14 protein-coding genes are annotated in these 16,487 nt (G+C 42.1%); 13 read left to right on the top strand and 1 reads right to left on the bottom strand.

All coding sequences use genetic code 11. The features are described 5' to 3' along the window. Positions 1-10 precede the first annotated feature (10 nt). Positions 11-1,297 (bottom strand): ATP-dependent RNA helicase RhlB, encoded by a 1,287-nt coding sequence (rhlB, locus tag PSF28_RS09965; protein WP_210839257.1) that lies wholly within the window; start codon positions 1,295-1,297, stop codon positions 11-13. 117 nt (positions 1,298-1,414) lie between these two features. Here rhlB and trxA point away from each other — a divergent pair, with 117 nt between their 5' ends. The 13 genes from trxA (at position 1,415) to wzyE (ending at position 16,484) form a co-directional block, all read left to right on the top strand. Continuing rightward, the gene (trxA, locus tag PSF28_RS09970; RefSeq protein ID WP_004906112.1) at positions 1,415-1,741 is read left to right on the top strand and encodes a thioredoxin TrxA; all 327 of its coding nucleotides are present in this window, start codon (positions 1,415-1,417) and stop codon (positions 1,739-1,741) included. A 720-nt stretch (positions 1,742-2,461) separates the two neighbouring features. Then, positions 2,462-3,721 carry a transcription termination factor Rho gene (gene rho / locus PSF28_RS09975; protein WP_004906109.1) on the top strand — a complete coding sequence of 420 codons (1,260 nt, stop codon included), beginning with the start codon at positions 2,462-2,464 and terminating at the stop codon, positions 3,719-3,721. Positions 3,722-4,353: 632 nt separating this feature from the next. Then, complete coding sequence (gene wecA, locus PSF28_RS09980) at positions 4,354-5,439, top strand: UDP-N-acetylglucosamine--undecaprenyl-phosphate N-acetylglucosaminephosphotransferase (protein ID WP_102139866.1); 1,086 nt, start codon at positions 4,354-4,356, stop codon at positions 5,437-5,439. Between the two features lie 29 nt (positions 5,440-5,468). Further along, positions 5,469-6,527, top strand: coding sequence for an ECA polysaccharide chain length modulation protein (wzzE, locus tag PSF28_RS09985; RefSeq protein WP_210836701.1), 1,059 nt, complete (start codon positions 5,469-5,471; stop codon positions 6,525-6,527). A 97-nt stretch (positions 6,528-6,624) separates the two neighbouring features. After that, on the top strand, positions 6,625-7,755 hold the full coding sequence (wecB, locus tag PSF28_RS09990) for a non-hydrolyzing UDP-N-acetylglucosamine 2-epimerase (RefSeq protein WP_004907290.1): 1,131 nt from the start codon (positions 6,625-6,627) through the stop codon (positions 7,753-7,755). Continuing rightward, positions 7,752-9,014, top strand: coding sequence for a UDP-N-acetyl-D-mannosamine dehydrogenase (wecC, locus tag PSF28_RS09995; RefSeq protein WP_272685007.1), 1,263 nt, complete (start codon positions 7,752-7,754; stop codon positions 9,012-9,014). The genes wecB and wecC overlap by 4 nt, the downstream gene beginning before the upstream one ends. Further along, positions 9,005-10,078 carry a dTDP-glucose 4,6-dehydratase gene (rffG, locus tag PSF28_RS10000; RefSeq protein WP_210836699.1) on the top strand — a complete coding sequence of 358 codons (1,074 nt, stop codon included), beginning with the start codon at positions 9,005-9,007 and terminating at the stop codon, positions 10,076-10,078. Before wecC ends, rffG begins: the two co-directional genes overlap by 10 nt. A gap of 8 nt (positions 10,079-10,086) precedes the next feature. Continuing rightward, positions 10,087-10,968, top strand: coding sequence for a glucose-1-phosphate thymidylyltransferase RfbA (gene rfbA, locus PSF28_RS10005; protein WP_210836698.1), 882 nt, complete (start codon positions 10,087-10,089; stop codon positions 10,966-10,968). Beyond that, positions 10,946-11,686 carry a dTDP-4-amino-4,6-dideoxy-D-galactose acyltransferase gene (rffC, locus tag PSF28_RS10010; RefSeq protein ID WP_272685008.1) on the top strand — a complete coding sequence of 247 codons (741 nt, stop codon included), beginning with the start codon at positions 10,946-10,948 and terminating at the stop codon, positions 11,684-11,686. Before rfbA ends, rffC begins: the two co-directional genes overlap by 23 nt. Next, a complete protein-coding gene (rffA, locus tag PSF28_RS10015) occupies positions 11,673-12,803 on the top strand; it encodes a dTDP-4-amino-4,6-dideoxygalactose transaminase (protein WP_004907307.1) in 1,131 nt (376 codons plus the stop codon). Before rffC ends, rffA begins: the two co-directional genes overlap by 14 nt. After that, complete coding sequence (wzxE, locus tag PSF28_RS10020; RefSeq protein ID WP_210836696.1) at positions 12,803-14,053, top strand: lipid III flippase WzxE; 1,251 nt, start codon at positions 12,803-12,805, stop codon at positions 14,051-14,053. The genes rffA and wzxE overlap by 1 nt, the downstream gene beginning before the upstream one ends. Next, a complete protein-coding gene (locus PSF28_RS10025; RefSeq protein WP_210836695.1) occupies positions 14,050-15,132 on the top strand; it encodes a TDP-N-acetylfucosamine:lipid II N-acetylfucosaminyltransferase in 1,083 nt (360 codons plus the stop codon). Before wzxE ends, PSF28_RS10025 begins: the two co-directional genes overlap by 4 nt. Then, positions 15,129-16,484, top strand: coding sequence for an ECA oligosaccharide polymerase (gene wzyE, locus PSF28_RS10030; protein ID WP_210836693.1), 1,356 nt, complete (start codon positions 15,129-15,131; stop codon positions 16,482-16,484). Before PSF28_RS10025 ends, wzyE begins: the two co-directional genes overlap by 4 nt. The last annotated feature ends 3 nt before the right edge of the window (positions 16,485-16,487 follow it).

Here is a 16,487-nt window from a genome sequence, read left to right on the forward strand (position 1 = left end):
TCGTTTTTACTCAGCCTGGACGTTTATGGTTGTTACGTGGGCCATTGTGGCGACGCTGCGAATTCGAATTACGACGCGGGCCTCCAGGACGTGGGCGATGACGGCGTTTTGGCGCAGGTAAATCGCTCAGTAATGCATCACTGTTATATTTACTAACAGGGATTGAGTGTTGGATATATTCTTCAATAGCAGGCAGGTTAAGTGAATATTCTTCACACGCTAAGCTAATTGAGTTTCCGCTTTCACCTGCACGACCCGTACGGCCAATACGGTGTACGTAATCTTCGCAGTCATCAGGTAAGTCGTAGTTAAATACATGAGTTACTGATGGAATGTGTAAACCACGAGCTGCAACATCAGTTGCCACTAAAATATCTAAATGGCCTTGTGTGAATTGCTCTAATATACGCAGTCGTTTTTTCTGTGCGACATCGCCAGTTAATAAACCTACACGATGACCATCGGCAGCTAAATGTGCCCAAATATCATCACAACGGTGTTTTGTATTGGCGAAAATAATACAACGCTCTGGCCACTCTTCTTCAAGTAGCGTTTGGAGCAAGCGCATTTTTTCTTCATTAGAAGGGTAAAATAACTCTTCTTTGATACGATGACCTGTTTTTTGCAAAGGTTCGACCTCAACATATTCAGGGCTATTCATTTGTTCGAAAGCTAATTCTCTGACTCGGTAAGATAAAGTTGCAGAAAATAGCAAATTAAGCCTTTCTGCAGCACCTGGCATACGACGGAAAATCCAGCGAATATCTTTAATAAATCCAAGGTCATACATACGGTCTGCTTCATCAAGTACCACAACTTGAATCGCACTTAGGTCGACATGGCCTTGTTTCGCGTAGTCGATTAAACGGCCTGTTGTACCAATAAGGATATCAACACCGTTTTGTAAAACCTTAAGTTGCTCATCATAGCCGTCACCACCGTATGCTAGCCCCATTTTCAGGCCAGTGTACTCAGCTAGCTCTTTAGCATCCGAATAAATTTGTACTGCGAGTTCGCGTGTCGGCGCCATGATTAGTGCACGAGGCTGGTTCGCTTTTTTACCCTCAATAGCTGGGTGAGTTAATAAATAATGAAATGTAGACGTTAAAAAAGCTAACGTTTTACCTGTACCAGTTTGCGCTTGACCCGCCACGTCTTTGCCTTCGACAGTAAAAGGCAAGGTGGACGCCTGTATAGGCGTGCAAAAATTGAAGCCTTTTTTATTCAGTGCTTCAATGACTTTAGGGTGCAATGCGAAGTCGGAAAACTTCTTTTCTGTCAAGTGTGCTTTACTCATAGTATGTTAGAATATCAGTTAACGGTTGGTTTACGAAAGTGTATCTTTTGAAATAAAGCATACTGCTGCCAATAATGTTACACTAAGTCTGCAAAAGATGATCCTTTGGAGTACAACATGAGCGATAAAATTATACATATAACTGATGCAAGTTTTGCAACTGAAGTTCTGAACGCAAGTTCACCTGTTCTCGTCGATTTTTGGGCAGCATGGTGTGGTCCTTGTAAAATGATCGCGCCTATTCTTGATGAAGTTGCTGAAGAATATACAGGCAAATTGACCATCGCAAAACTGAATATTGATGAAAACCCAGCTACCGCTCCAAAATATGGAATTCGTGGTATCCCGACCTTGCTTTTATTCAAAAATGGTGAAGTCGCAGCAACGAAAGTCGGTGCATTATCAAAAACGCAACTGAAAGAATTTTTAGACGAAAATCTGTAAGTTATCGTTATATGTAAGCTAAAACGTTTAGCGGTATATCTATTTTATCTAGAGAGCCGCTAGACGTCTTCACTTAAGCATGATAAGTTATCTTCATTCCTCGTATAGCACCCATATGAATTACCTTGTATTCCATTGCTCTTATCTTACATATCTAGCTAGTTAGTTCAGTATTGTGATGATTGTTTCGTGATGATTGTTATTGATCAAAAACTGATGGCGTAATGATTTTAAATATGAAAATTGAAAGTTTAGGCATTGAGTTATAGTCGTATTCAATATCTTCGATTTCAATGTATCTCTCATATGAATTAAAGATAGTGCATAAACGAACGTAATGAAATTCAATATTTTTATATCATAGGGATGTAAAAATGAAGTGGGAGAAGGTTGGCACTTAGCAGTTATGTGTTTTTTAATGCTAATCTGCCATTAAATTTGCGATATTGGGATGGATGTTGTCCTAAATGTACAAAAAACTATTGCTAATATTGCGTGTGTTTCTAATAATATGTCACTCATCATCAAGATGAGCATTAGTCAAATATTAGAGCAATCTTAGTAATGGCTAGCACAAGATTTTTTTGCATTGTTGTTTGCTTTTGGTAAAAATTAGTGATCAACAGGGCAGTATAAAGTTAAACTGGCACTTAATAAATAAGCTGCCGTCAATTTACGTTCATAGTTCGAGAATTACCCCGAGTTAAAGAACCCACCATTATGAATCTTACCGAATTAAAAAATACGCCAGTATCAGAATTGATTACGTTAGGCGAAAACATGGGGCTAGAGAACTTAGCCCGTATGAGAAAGCAGGATATTATTTTCTCTATTTTGAAGCAGCATGCGAAAAGTGGCGAAGATATTTTCGGCGATGGCGTACTGGAAATATTGCAGGATGGATTTGGTTTTCTCCGTTCAGCAGACAGTTCTTACCTCGCAGGTCCTGATGATATCTACGTTTCCCCTAGCCAAATCCGCCGTTTTAACCTACGCACAGGTGACACAATCTCAGGGAAAATTCGTCCACCTAAAGAAGGTGAACGTTACTTTGCTCTCCTGAAAGTCAATGAAGTTAACTACGACAAACCTGAAAATGCCCGCAGTAAAATTCTTTTCGAAAACCTAACCCCATTACATGCAAACCGTCGTCTGCGCATGGAACGTGGTAATGGTTCAACTGAGGATTTAACTGCACGTGTACTGGACCTTGCGGCTCCAATCGGTCGTGGCCAACGTGGTTTGATTGTTGCTCCACCGAAAGCGGGTAAAACAATGTTACTGCAAAATATTGCAGCGAATATTGCACACAATTACCCTGATTGCGTTCTGATGGTTTTGCTAATTGATGAGCGTCCAGAGGAAGTGACAGAAATGCAACGTTTGGTCAAAGGTGAAGTTATTGCTTCAACATTTGATGAGCCTGCTGCACGTCACGTTCAAGTTGCTGAAATGGTAATTGAAAAAGCAAAACGTCTAGTTGAACATAAAAAAGACGTGATCATTTTACTCGACTCTATTACGCGTCTAGCCCGTGCATATAACACCGTAGTACCTTCGTCTGGTAAAGTATTAACCGGTGGTGTGGATGCGAACGCATTACACCGTCCAAAACGTTTCTTCGGTGCTGCTCGTAATGTTGAAGAAGGTGGAAGCCTGACAATCATTGCAACGGCGCTGGTTGATACCGGTTCGAAAATGGATGAAGTTATTTACGAGGAATTTAAAGGTACAGGTAACATGGAATTGCACCTTTCTCGTAAAATTGCAGAAAAACGAGTGTTCCCTGCAATAGACTATAATCGTTCAGGTACACGTAAAGAAGAGTTACTTACATCGCAAGATGAACTGCAGAAAATGTGGATCCTTCGCAAAATCATTCACCCAATGGGCGAAATTGATGCGATGGAGTTCCTCATCAGTAAGTTAGCGATGACGAAAACCAACGAAGAGTTCTTTGACTTTATGAAAAGAGCCTAGCCGTTAAAGTTTTCAGTGTCTTATAAAATAGGTGCCATAACAGGCACCTATTTTTTTGTTTTTTTTATACGCATTGACAGTGTATAAAAATTAAAACATACCATATTAAATCAGGCCTAATATTTTGCCGATTTAGTTTCAATGGATTAAGATGATGTTTTATTACTTTGTTTATAAATAACATTAAATAAATAGGCGAAGTTTTTATTAAAAATTAATAACGCACTATAAAAACATCAACTAAATGAAGTTAACGTATTGAATTAAATGAAAAATATTATGTTTATATTTGTTTTGTGACTAGTGTTAAATTTATTTTCATCACTTTATTATTTAATCATTGAGTGCCTATTTAAGCATCAGTCGATTAACTCGATTTTAGTGAATTGTTTTTATGGCATGCATATTGCAGCTATTCAGTATAAAATTGAGGGATGTTTCATTATTAAATCAAACACACCAATAAGGCGTAGAACTAATAATGTTGCAGGAATCTCTTTATGAATAAAGATTCGTCTTATAGCAGATTTCAGTACCAAGATGATAATGCATTGGCACTTGCTTGTTTATCGGCATTTGCCAAAAAAAATTTAGTTTTGAAAGTTAAATATAAAGATTAAGAGAGTCGAACAGTGGACACCATACACTTTGTAACTAATCTCTTCTACGTTTTCTTGTTTTCATTAGTTTTTATTTTTCTGGCTCGAGTTGTTGCAATAAAAATCGGGTTGGTTGATAAACCTAATTTCAGAAAGAAACACGTAGGATTAGTTCCCCTTGTTGGGGGAATTTCCGTTTTCTTTGGGATCTGTTTTGCATTTTATATTACAGGTGAATACATTCCTCATAAGTGGCTATACATCGCTTGTGCGGGATTATTAGTCTTTATTGGTGCATTAGATGATAGGTTTGATATCAGTGTGAAGTTAAGAGCGGGTATTCAAGCGATCGTTGCAGTTGTTATGATGACAGCGGCAGGATTGAAACTTGAGTCACTCGGTCATGCCTTTGGACCATGGGAACTCGTACTTGGCCCATTCGGTTATATCGTTACCTTATTTGCGGTATGGGCAGCAATCAACGCTTTTAACATGGTTGATGGTATTGACGGGTTACTCGGTGGTTTATCTTCTGTTTCTTTTGGCGCCCTCGGCTTTTTGCTATATCAAAACGGTAACTATGCGTTAGCATTTTGGTGTTTTGCCTTTATTGCAGCTATCCTTCCTTATATTCTTTTAAATTTAGGCGTGTTAGGTCGTCGTTTTAAAGTTTTCATGGGGGATGCAGGAAGTACACTGATTGGGTTCACGATTATTTGGATCCTTGTGGCTTCGACGCAAGAAGAAGTCCATCCAATTAACCCAGTTACGGCTTTATGGATTATTGCGATCCCTCTAATGGACATGGTTGCCATTATGTATCGTCGGATTCGTAAAGGTATGAGCCCATTTTCACCTGATCGCCAGCACATTCATCATTTAATTATGCGTTCTGGTTTTACACCAAAAGGGGCATTCGTACTGATTACATTATCAGCGGCTGCTTTAGCATGTGTTGGTATTATTGGTGAGCACTTAACATTTGTACCTGAATGGGTAATGTTGGCATTATTTTTGCTTGTATTTATGATGTATGGTTACTGCATCAAACGAGCTTGGAAAGTCGCCCGTTTTATTAAGCGAGTGAGACGTAGAGCACGTAGAGGAGCAGTACGGTAACGACAAAACGAAAATAGAGGTTCTGTGCAGTGAATAACTCAGAAACACAACCGAGTCAGCATCAATCGCCAATAGAGCCGGAATTGGATATCCGTGGTTTATGTCGCTCATTGTGGCAAGGTAAAATTTGGATCGTTGCATTTGCCGTTATTTTTGCTGCAATTGCCTTGGGAGCGTCCTATTTTATGCAGCCTAAGTGGAGTGCGACAGCAATTACGGATTTACCAACCGTCAATAATCTGGGAAGTTATTATTCTCAGCAGCAGTTTCTGCGCAACCTCGATTCCCGTATTAATAATACGGGGCAAGAAGGGCAATTACCGACAATTGCAAAAGAAGCTTATCAAGAATTCACAAAGCAGCTTGGCTCTTATGATACACGTCGCCAGTTTTGGCTAACTACGGATTACTATAAGCAGCGCTTAGAGAATGACCCTAAAGCAGATGCCGCATTATTGGATGAGCTCATTAATGATATTGAGTTTACGCCAGCAGATGAAGTCAAAAATTTAACCGACAGCATTAAATTAGTGGCGGAAACATCCGCAGATGCGAACCAGCTATTACGTCAATACACTCAGTTTGCTAACCAACGTGCCACAACTAATCTTAACGATGAAATTAAAGGTACTTGGGCAACGAAGATGCAATCCATGAAAGCATTGGTTAAACGTGAAGACATGGTGGCAAGGGCCGCTTACGAACGACGTTTGAATGCGCTGGAGCAAGCACTAAAAGTTGCTGAAAAACAAGGTATTGTACGGAATCAAAGTGCAACTCCTGTGGATGAAATTCCAGATTCTAAAATGTTTATGTTAGGTGCCCCTTTATTACAAGCACAGATTGAAACATTGAAAGCAACCGGGCCCGATCACGACAGTGATTACGACCAAAATATTGCCATGTTATCAACATTGAGCGTAGGGCCCACCCTCCAAGATAATTTTCAAGCATATCGCTATTTACGAACTCCAGAAGAGCCCGTTAAACGCGATAGTCCTCGTCGAGCCTTTATGATGGTTCTGTGGGGAGCCATAGGGATGTTAGTAGGTGCCGGAGTGGTACTTGCTCGCCGCCGCCCATCTTGATTTTGGGATAAGCCACTGGTGAGTTCATCAGTGGCATATAAAGTTATTAAGATTACAAAAGCAGCTCACTGCGAAAGATAAATATAAGAGAGTCACTGTGAAAGTATTGACTGTATTCGGCACACGACCTGAAGCCATAAAAATGGCACCGTTGGTTCATGCATTGGCTGGGGATGCAGACTTTGAAGCCAAAGTTTGTGTTACAGCGCAGCATCGTGAAATGCTAGATCAAGTACTGAAACTGTTTGAGATCACTCCAGATTACGATCTCAATATTATGAAACCAGGGCAAGATTTAACGGATATCACTTGTCGTATTCTAGAAGGGTTGAAAAGCGTTTTTGCTGATTTTCAACCGGATGTTGTTCTCGTTCATGGTGATACAGCAACAACGATGGCAACTAGCCTTGCGGCATTTTACCATCGTATACCCGTAGGGCACGTTGAAGCAGGGTTACGTACCGGAGACCTGTATTCTCCATGGCCTGAGGAAGCAAATCGTAAAATTGCTGGGCATTTAGCGATGTACCATTTTGCCCCAACCGAAAATTCACGCCAAAATTTGTTAAAAGAATCAATCCCTGACAGCCATATCTTTGTCACCGGTAATAGTGTGATTGATGCGTTATTGTGGGTACGTGATAAAGTCATGAGTGACCAGTATATGATGGAAAAACTGGCCGCAAATTATCCGTTTATCGACCCAAATAAAAAAATGATTTTAGTCACAGGCCACCGTCGTGAAAGTTTCGGTGGTGGCTTTGAACGTATTTGCCACGCTTTGGCAGAAATTGCGCAAGCGCATCCAGATGTGCAAGTTGTCTACCCAGTCCACTTAAATCCAAATGTGAGTGAGCCTGTTAAGCGTATATTGCATGATATTGATAATATTATTTTAATTAGCCCTCAAGACTACCTACCGTTTGTTTATTTGATGAACCATGCTTATTTGATTCTAACAGACTCAGGTGGTATTCAAGAGGAAGCGCCTTCTCTCGGTAAACCTGTTTTGGTGATGAGAGATACCACAGAACGACCTGAAGCTGTTGATGCAGGTACTGTTCGTCTTGTGGGAACAGATACACAGAAAATTGTGAAAGAAGTTAATCGGTTACTGACAGATGACGCGGAATATCACGAAATGAGCCGCGCACATAACCCTTATGGGGATGGTCATGCTTGTCAGCGTATTCTTGCAGCATTGAAAAGTAATCAGGTGAAATTATGAGTTTTGAAACTATTTCTGTTATTGGCCTTGGTTATATCGGTTTACCAACAGCAGCCGCCTTCGCATCACGTAAAAAACAAGTGGTTGGTGTCGATGTGAACCAACATGCCGTTGATACGATTAACCAGGGAAAAATCCACATTGTGGAGCCAGAACTGGATATCGTAGTCAAAAAGGCAGTTGAAGAAGGCCACCTGAAAGCCTTTACTAAGCCGCAACCTGCAGATGCTTATCTGATTGCTGTGCCTACGCCATTTAAAGGCGAGCATGAGCCTGATCTCGCCTATGTGCGTTCAGCCGCAGAGTCTATTGCTCCTGTATTGAAGAAAGGCGATCTAGTCATTCTTGAGTCGACATCGCCAGTAGGTACAACAGAGCAAATGGCCGAGTGGATGGCCGCAGCTCGTCCTGATTTAACCTTCCCTCATCAAGCTGGGGAAGATGCAGATATCGATGTGGCATACTGCCCTGAGCGTGTGTTACCGGGCCAAGTGATGGTCGAATTAATTAAAAATGACCGTGTTGTTGGTGGTATGACGCCAAAATCCTCTCTGCGCGCAAGTGAGTTATACAATATTTTCCTTGAAGGTGAGTGTGTAATTACTAACTCAAGAACTGCGGAAATGTGTAAGTTAACGGAAAATAGCTTCCGTGATGTGAATATTGCTTTTGCGAATGAATTATCATTAATTTGTGCTGAACAAGACATCAATGTGTGGGAATTAATCAGCCTCGCGAACCGCCATCCTCGCGTTAATATTTTGCAACCAGGTCCGGGTGTTGGTGGGCACTGCATCGCGGTTGACCCATGGTTTATCGTCGCACAAAATCCAAAACAATCACGCCTTATTCATACCGCGCGTTTAGTCAATGATGGCAAGCCAATTTGGGTCGTTGATCAAGTGAAAGCGGCTGTAGCCGATTGCTTAGTGGAAACGGATAAAAAAGCCAGTGAAGTGACAATCGCCTGTTTTGGCCTGTCATTTAAACCCAATATTGATGATTTACGTGAAAGCCCAGCGATGCATATCACCAAAATGGTGGCGAACTGGAACCCAGGTAAAACGTATGCAGTTGAGCCACACATTCACGAATTACCGACCTCTTTAAAAGGTATTTCTGAGTTAGTTTCGATTGAAAAAGCCGTTAATGAAGCTGATGTGATCTTAATGTTAGTTGACCACAATATGTTCAAAGGTATCCAAGGTTCTGCAATCCCACAAAAATGGGTTGTGGATACAAAAGGAGTATGGCGTTGAAACGCATTTTAATCACTGGAGGCGCCGGGTTTATCGGCTCTGCTGTTGTTCGTCATATTATTGAAAATACTGACGACAGCGCAGTGGTTCTGGATTGCTTAACCTATGCCGGTAACTTAGAGTCCCTCGCAACGGTTGCGAGTAACCCGCGCTATGCTTTTGAGCAGGTGAATATTTGTGATAGAGCTGCATTAGATGCAGTTTTTGAAAAATATCAACCCGATGCCGTGATGCATTTAGCAGCAGAAAGCCATGTTGACCGCTCTATCGATGGCCCAGCGGCATTTATCGAAACGAACATTGTGGGCACTTACACACTGTTAGAGGCGGCACGCCATTACTGGTCTGCATTGAATGATGAGAAAAAAGCAGCTTTCCGTTTTCATCATATCTCAACAGATGAAGTATATGGTGACTTAGAAGGACCTGATGGTTTCTTCACAGAAACAACGCCTTATGCACCAAGTAGCCCATATTCAGCATCGAAAGCATCGAGTGATCATTTAGTTCGTGCTTGGCAAAGAACTTATGGCCTGCCAACTATGATCACTAATTGTTCAAATAACTACGGGCCGTATCATTTTCCAGAGAAATTGATCCCATTAATTATTTTGAACGCCTTAGCGGGTAAGCCTCTGCCTGTTTATGGTAAAGGTGAGCAAATTCGTGACTGGTTGTTTGTTGAAGACCATGCACGAGCACTACATTTAGTTGCTACAACCGCGCAACCTGGCACCACCTATAATATCGGTGGCCATAATGAGCGCCGTAATATTGACGTTGTAGAAACGATTTGTGAACTGCTTGAAGAGCTACGTCCGCAGAAGCCTCAAGGTGTGGCGCACTACCGTGACTTAATTACGTATGTGAAAGACCGGCCGGGCCACGATATGCGTTATGCGATTGATGCTGCGAAAATTGAGCGCGAATTGGGGTGGACACCACAAGAAACCTTCGAATCAGGTATTCGCAAAACGGTGCAGTGGTATTTGAACAATGAAACGTGGTGGCGTCGTGTACAAGATGGTTCCTATGCGGGCGAACGTTTAGGTCTAGGAAATTAGGTGACAGTATGAAAGGTATTATATTAGCTGGAGGGTCGGGAACGCGTTTGCACCCTATTACTCGCGGTATTTCTAAACAGTTATTGCCTATCTACGATAAGCCGATGATTTACTACCCGCTTTCAGTTTTGATGTTAGCGGGAGTTCGTGAGATTTTAATTATCTCTACCCCTGACGACTTGCCGATGTTTAAGCGTTTATTAGGGGATGGCCATGAGTTTGGGATTGAGCTGAGCTATGCGGAGCAGCCATCACCAGACGGCCTTGCGCAAGCGTTTATAATTGGTGAAGAGTTCATTAATGGTGATTCGTGCTGTTTGGTATTGGGCGATAATATCTTTTTCGGCCATTCATTTAGCCCAAAATTGAAATCTGTCGCTGAACGCACAAAAGGCGCAACCGTTTTTGGTTACCAAGTGATGGACCCCGAGCGTTTTGGTGTTGTGGAGTTTGACGATAATTTTAAAGCACTGTCTATTGAAGAAAAACCGCTTAAACCTAAATCGAATTGGGCGGTGACAGGGTTGTATTTCTATGATTCACAAGTGGTTGAATTTGCAAAACAAGTTAAACCTTCTGAACGCGGTGAATTAGAAATTACCTCAATTAACCAAATGTATTTAGAACGTGGTGAATTAAACGTTGAATTGCTCGGTCGTGGCTTTGCTTGGTTGGATACAGGCACTCACGATAGCCTCATTGAGGCGGGTACTTTTGTACAAACCGTTGAAAAACGCCAAGGCTTCAAAGTTGCTTGTTTAGAAGAAATAGCATGGCGTAACGGCTGGTTGACAGACGAACAAGTCGCTTTTTCAGCGCAACAGCTGAAAAAAACAGGTTATGGGCAATATTTAGAGGATTTATTACGTGTCCGTCCGCGCCAGTATTGAGAGCTTGCCATGGGAGAGCGAATTTTTTCATCGCTCAACAGCAAAGTTGAATTTTACAGGGGATAACCTCGAAACTCTCCTTGCTTATCAAATGGATGAGTACGATATCGTGCAAGCAAAAGTCGCAGCGTCTGAAACGCCGCTGATTGATGATTTAGCCGGTATGGGGTTTTCATTTGTTGAAGGTGAAATCGATTTCGCTCTTACTATTGGCACAGAAAATGCTTATTTAAAAGCTGGTTTAACAGCAGAAGACCACGTTATTGTTGCACAAGTGGATGATATCCCTACGTTGCGGCAAGCCGCTGAGTCTGTCTTTAGCAAAAGCCGCTTTAGAGCACCTTGGTACCGTGATGGTGATAGCGGGCAGTTTTATGCGTTGTGGATAGAAAAATCAGTTCTGGGTACGTTTGACCACACTTGTTTACTGGTTAAAGATGCGTCTGGTACGGTATTGGGCTTCGTGAGTTTGCGGCACCTTGATGCAGAAACGGCACGGGTTGGCCTACTAGCGAAAATGCCAGAAGCGAAAGGGCAAGGTGTGGGGCGTAAGTTGATGTCAGCAGCATTTAATTGGTGTGTGGAACACCAAAAAAGACAGTTAAATGTGGCCACGCAAATCAGTAATGTTGCGGCATTAAATCTTTATTCACGTAGCGGTGCAGCAATTGACAGTACCGCCTATTGGTTATACAGGGGACAACATGATTCCATTTAATAAACCACCCGTTGTAGGTACTGAATTAGAGTATATGAGACAAGCCATGGAAAGTGGCAAACTGTGTGGTGACGGTGGCTTCACGAAACGTTGTGAAGAATGGATGGAAAAACGGTTTAATTGCCCAAAAGTGCAGTTAACGCCATCTTGTACGGCCTCATTAGAAATGGCAGCGATCCTGATTGATACTAAGCCAGGTGATGAAATTATCATGCCAAGCTTTACTTTTGTATCAACCTCTAACGCATTCGTATTACGTGGCGCTAAAATCGTGTTTGTTGATATCCGTCCGGATACCATGAATATCGATGAAACTAAAATTGAAGCTGCAATCACTGAGCGTACACGTGCCATTGTTCCTGTCCACTATGCAGGTGTTGCTTGCGAAATGGACACCATCATGGCTATCGCAAAAAAACACAATTTATTCGTGATTGAAGATGCGGCACAAGGTGTGATGTCGACGTATAAAGGCAAAGCACTGGGGACTATCGGTCACATTGGCTGCTATAGCTTCCACGAAACTAAAAACTACTCTTCAGGCGGTGAAGGTGGAGCAACACTGATCAATGATAAAGACCTGATTAGTCGTGCCGAAGTGATCCGTGAAAAAGGGACAAACCGTAGCCAATTTTTCCGTGGTCAAGTCGATAAATACACATGGCGTGACATTGGTTCAAGTTACTTGCTGTCAGATCTACAAGCGGCTTACTTATGGGCACAGTTAGAAGAAGCGGACAAAATTAATGACCGCCGTTTACTGCTATGGAAACGTTATGATGAAGCGTTGCAGCCACTGGTTGATGCAGGGCGTTTAGTCCTAGCAACTGTGCCGGAAGGCTTAAAACATAATGCTCATATGTTCTATATCAAACTCAAAGATATCGAAGAGCGTACTGAATTCAACGATTACATGAAATCTCATGGTATTTTGACGGTATTCCACTACGTTGCATTGCACACTAGCCCTGCAGGTATTGAGTTTGGCCGTTTCCATGGTGAAGATAAATACACGACATCAGAAAGTGACCGCTTAGTGCGTTTACCGATGTTCTACAACATGACTGATGACGAACAGCAGACAGTCATTGAGCGAATCAAAGCGTTCTTTGCCTAATGTCTCTCGCTAAAGCATCGGTTTGGACTGCTGGGTCTACCCTGATTAAAATCGGGGTAGGCCTGTTAATTGTTAAGTTATTTGCAGTCTCATTTGGCCCCAGCGGTGTGGGGCTGGCGGGCAACTTCCGCCAATTAATTACTGTGCTAGGGGTATTATCAGGCGCAGGGATTTTTAATGGTGTCACAAAATATGTGGCAGAACATCATCAAGATCCACAGAAGCTACGTGCAATTCTTGGGACATCGTCAACGATTATCCTTGGGTTTTCGACCTTATTAGCGATTATTTTTTTACTTTGTAGCCCGCTTATTAGTGAGGCGCTATTTGATAGTACAAAATATAGCTCTGTTATTCAAATGGTTGCCTTGATCCAAATGGGGATCGGTTACGCTAACTATTTCTTAGCTATCTTAAAAGGTTATCGAGACGCGTCAGGTAATGCATTAGCGATTATTTTTGGTAGCATAATTGGGGTTATTGCCTATTATTTATGCTATCTAGTTGGCGGGTATGAAGGTGCACTAGCAGGGTTAGCATTAGTCCCTGCGCTAGTAGTGCTGCCTGCGGCTGGGATGATAATTAAACGCAAGCAGTTTGCATTATCGTCATTGAAACCGGCATGGGATAAGGCGATTGCGACTAATTTAGGCAAATTTACGGTCATGGCGATGCTAACCGCAGTCACACTGCCAGTCGCTTATATCATGATGCGAAACCTGCTCGCCCAAACCTATAGTTGGGATGAAGTGGGGTTATGGACCGGTGTGACCACCATTTCAGATGCCTATTTACAGTTTATTACCGCGACATTTTCAGTGTATTTATTGCCGACGTTATCGCGTTTGCAGCATAAAAATGAAATTTCCGCAGAGATTGTTAAAGCATTGAAATTCGTTTTACCTGCCGTTGCCGTAGTGAGTTTTACGGTTTGGTTACTACGTGATTTTGCGATTTGGTTGCTGTTCTCAAAAGAATTTACTGGAATGAGAGACCTGTTTGCATGGCAGCTAGTCGGTGATGTATTGAAAGTGGGAGCGTATGTATTTGGCTATTTGGTCATTGCCAAAGCTGCATTGCGTTTTTATGTCCTCACTGAAGTTAGTCAATTTATATTATTAACGGGCTTTGCGCATTGGCTTATCCCTGAACATGGTGCAGTAGGCGCAACTCAGGCTTATATGGCCACTTATATTGTCTATTTTACTTTATGTTGTTGCGTATTTTTGATTTACCGTAGGCGAGCATGACAACCTTAATACATGTACTGGGATCGAATCTCCCACATCACAATCAGACGGTACTGACGTTTTTTAATGACGTCATTTGCCAAGAAATGGCTCCGTCATCAAAGCCGCATTTTATGGTGGTAAGCGATGATGCGCAGCTTGCTGACGCTTATCCTCAGCTAAAAATAGATGTTTTTGCGAATAAACAGGCCATTGCTAATAGTGTTATACAGCGTGCTAAGGCAGACCGCCGTACTCGATTTTTCTTTCATGGGCAATTTAACGCCCCTATTTGGCTAGCGCTATTATTTGGGCAAATTAAATCCCACCAGTTTTGGTGGCATATATGGGGAGCTGACCTTTATGAAGAGTCTAGCTCTCTAAAATTTAAGTTATTCTATATTTTGCGTCGTCTAGCACAGAAAAAAGTAGGGCATGTGTGCGCAACACGTGGGGATTTGTGCTATTTCCACCAGTCGAACCCTAAAGTGCCTGCGACAGTGTTGTATTTCCCAACACGAATGGACCCTGCATTGACAATAAGCGAGCCTAAGGCGCGTGAAGGCTCTCAGTTGACTATTTTGTTGGGTAACTCAGGTGATCGTTCTAATCGTCATGTAGAGGCTCTGAGTGCGATTAAACAGCAATTTGGTGATGAGGTTAAGGTTATTGTCCCAATGGGCTATCCTGCCAATAACCAAAGCTATATCCAACAAGTCGAACAGGCTGCGAGTAGTGAGTTTACCTCAGGGCAAGTGGAAATCCTGAAAGAGCGCATGGAATTTAGCGAGTACCTTAATTTGCTCAAAACCTGTGACCTTGGCTATTTTATTTTTAATCGCCAGCAAGGTGTTGGCACCGTTTGTTTGCTAATCCAGTTTGGCATTCCATTTGTCATTAGCCGTCAAAATACATTTTGGCAGGATTTAACTGCTCAAAATGTCCCAGTCTTTTTCTATGGTGACAACCTGACGATACCGCTAGTGGATGAAGCTCAGCGACAAATGAGCCTATTAGATAAACACCAGATTGAATTTTTTGCTCCCAACTTTACTGAGGGCTGGAAAGCCGTTCTCAGTGCCGTGGAGGAGCGAGCATGACGCTGACGGAATTGGGCGGCTTAGCACTGGTCTATCTGATATCAATTATTTTTATTGGTACTTTGTTATACAAAGAGTTTTTACGTGCTCGGTTTAACTTCAATATTTTCTTTTCAATGCTGTATTTATTGACGTTTTACTTTGGTTTTCCATTAACTTGCGCTTTAGTTTTTCAATTTGATGTTGCCGTTGTGAAGGCGGATTACTTACTTTATGCCCAACTCGCGGCTACCAGTTTTTATGCAATTTATTATGTTGCTTATAAAACACGGCTTTCTAGGCAACCAGACGCACCGCGGCGAGCGTTGTTTAGCATGAACAAAGTGGAAACGAATCTAACCTGTCTGTTATTGATACTGATTGCTGTCGTGACAGTCGGTATCTTCTTCATGCAGAACGGTTTTTTGCTGTTTAAGTTAAAATCTTATAGCCAAATTTTCTCCAGCCAAGTTTCTGGTGTGGCATTAAAACGCTTTTTCTATTTCTTCATACCGGCAATGTTGATTGTTTATTTCTTGCGACCGACACAGAAACGCTGGGTTTTCTTCCTCGTTAGTACCGTCGCATTTGGTTTCTTGACCTATGTTATTGTCGGAGGAACAAGAGCGAACATCATCATTGCTTTCGCACTCTTCTTATTTATTGGGATTGTCAGAGGTTGGATTACGCTGTGGATGCTAGCTGCCGCTGGGGTCGCCAGTATTGTAGGGATGTTCTGGTTAGCCTTAAAACGCTATGGGTTAGATGTCAGCGGTGCCGAAGCATATTACACTTTCTTGTATTTAACGCGGGACACATTTTCCCCGTGGGAAAACTTAGCATTACTACTAAGCCATTATGATGAGATGGATTTTCAAGGCCTAGCTCCGATTATCCGTGACTTTTATGTTTTCATTCCTTCTTGGGTTTGGCCTGAGCGCCCAGATACGGTATTGAACTCTGCCAATTATTTTACGTGGGAAGTGCTGAACAACCATTCTGGGCTGGCAATTTCTCCAACACTGATTGGTTCATTGGTGGTGATGGGCGGGGTGATTTTTATACCACTCGGAGCCATAGTTGTGGGGCTTATCATCAAATGGTTTGATTGGATCTATGGCATGAGCCTGAAAGAACCAAATCGCTATAAGGCAGCCATTATGCAGGCATTTTGTTTTGGCGCCATTTTCAACATTATTGTTTTGGCTCGTGAAGGCGTGGATTCTTTCGTCTCACGGGTGGTTTTCTTCTGCTTAATATTCGGACTGTGTCTGGTGTTAGCAAAATTACTGTATTGGTTATTTGAAAGTGCAGGGCTTATTCGCACAAAAACAGTTTCTTTTTTAAGAAGCCAACAGCGTGAAAGCCGCTAAAGG

It is taken from the genome of Providencia sp. PROV130 (assembly GCF_028482225.1).
GTDB lineage: Bacteria > Pseudomonadota > Gammaproteobacteria > Enterobacterales > Enterobacteriaceae > Providencia > Providencia rettgeri.

What these genes read in the sequence shown, in the direction of transcription:
- rffA (WP_004907307.1), top strand. Translation starts at nt 11,673, where the DNA reads ATGATTCCATTTAATAAACCACCCGTTGTAGGTACTGAATTAGAGTAT.
- wecC (WP_272685007.1), top strand. Translation starts at nt 7,752, where the DNA reads ATGAGTTTTGAAACTATTTCTGTTATTGGCCTTGGTTATATCGGTTTA.
- rho (WP_004906109.1), top strand. Translation starts at nt 2,462, where the DNA reads ATGAATCTTACCGAATTAAAAAATACGCCAGTATCAGAATTGATTACG.
- PSF28_RS10025 (WP_210836695.1), top strand. Translation starts at nt 14,050, where the DNA reads ATGACAACCTTAATACATGTACTGGGATCGAATCTCCCACATCACAAT.
- rfbA (WP_210836698.1), top strand. Translation starts at nt 10,087, where the DNA reads ATGAAAGGTATTATATTAGCTGGAGGGTCGGGAACGCGTTTGCACCCT.
- wzxE (WP_210836696.1), top strand. Translation starts at nt 12,803, where the DNA reads ATGTCTCTCGCTAAAGCATCGGTTTGGACTGCTGGGTCTACCCTGATT.
- wzyE (WP_210836693.1), top strand. Translation starts at nt 15,129, where the DNA reads ATGACGCTGACGGAATTGGGCGGCTTAGCACTGGTCTATCTGATATCA.
- rhlB (WP_210839257.1), bottom strand. Translation starts at nt 1,297, where the DNA reads ATGAGTAAAGCACACTTGACAGAAAAGAAGTTTTCCGACTTCGCATTG.
- rffG (WP_210836699.1), top strand. Translation starts at nt 9,005, where the DNA reads ATGGCGTTGAAACGCATTTTAATCACTGGAGGCGCCGGGTTTATCGGC.
- trxA (WP_004906112.1), top strand. Translation starts at nt 1,415, where the DNA reads ATGAGCGATAAAATTATACATATAACTGATGCAAGTTTTGCAACTGAA.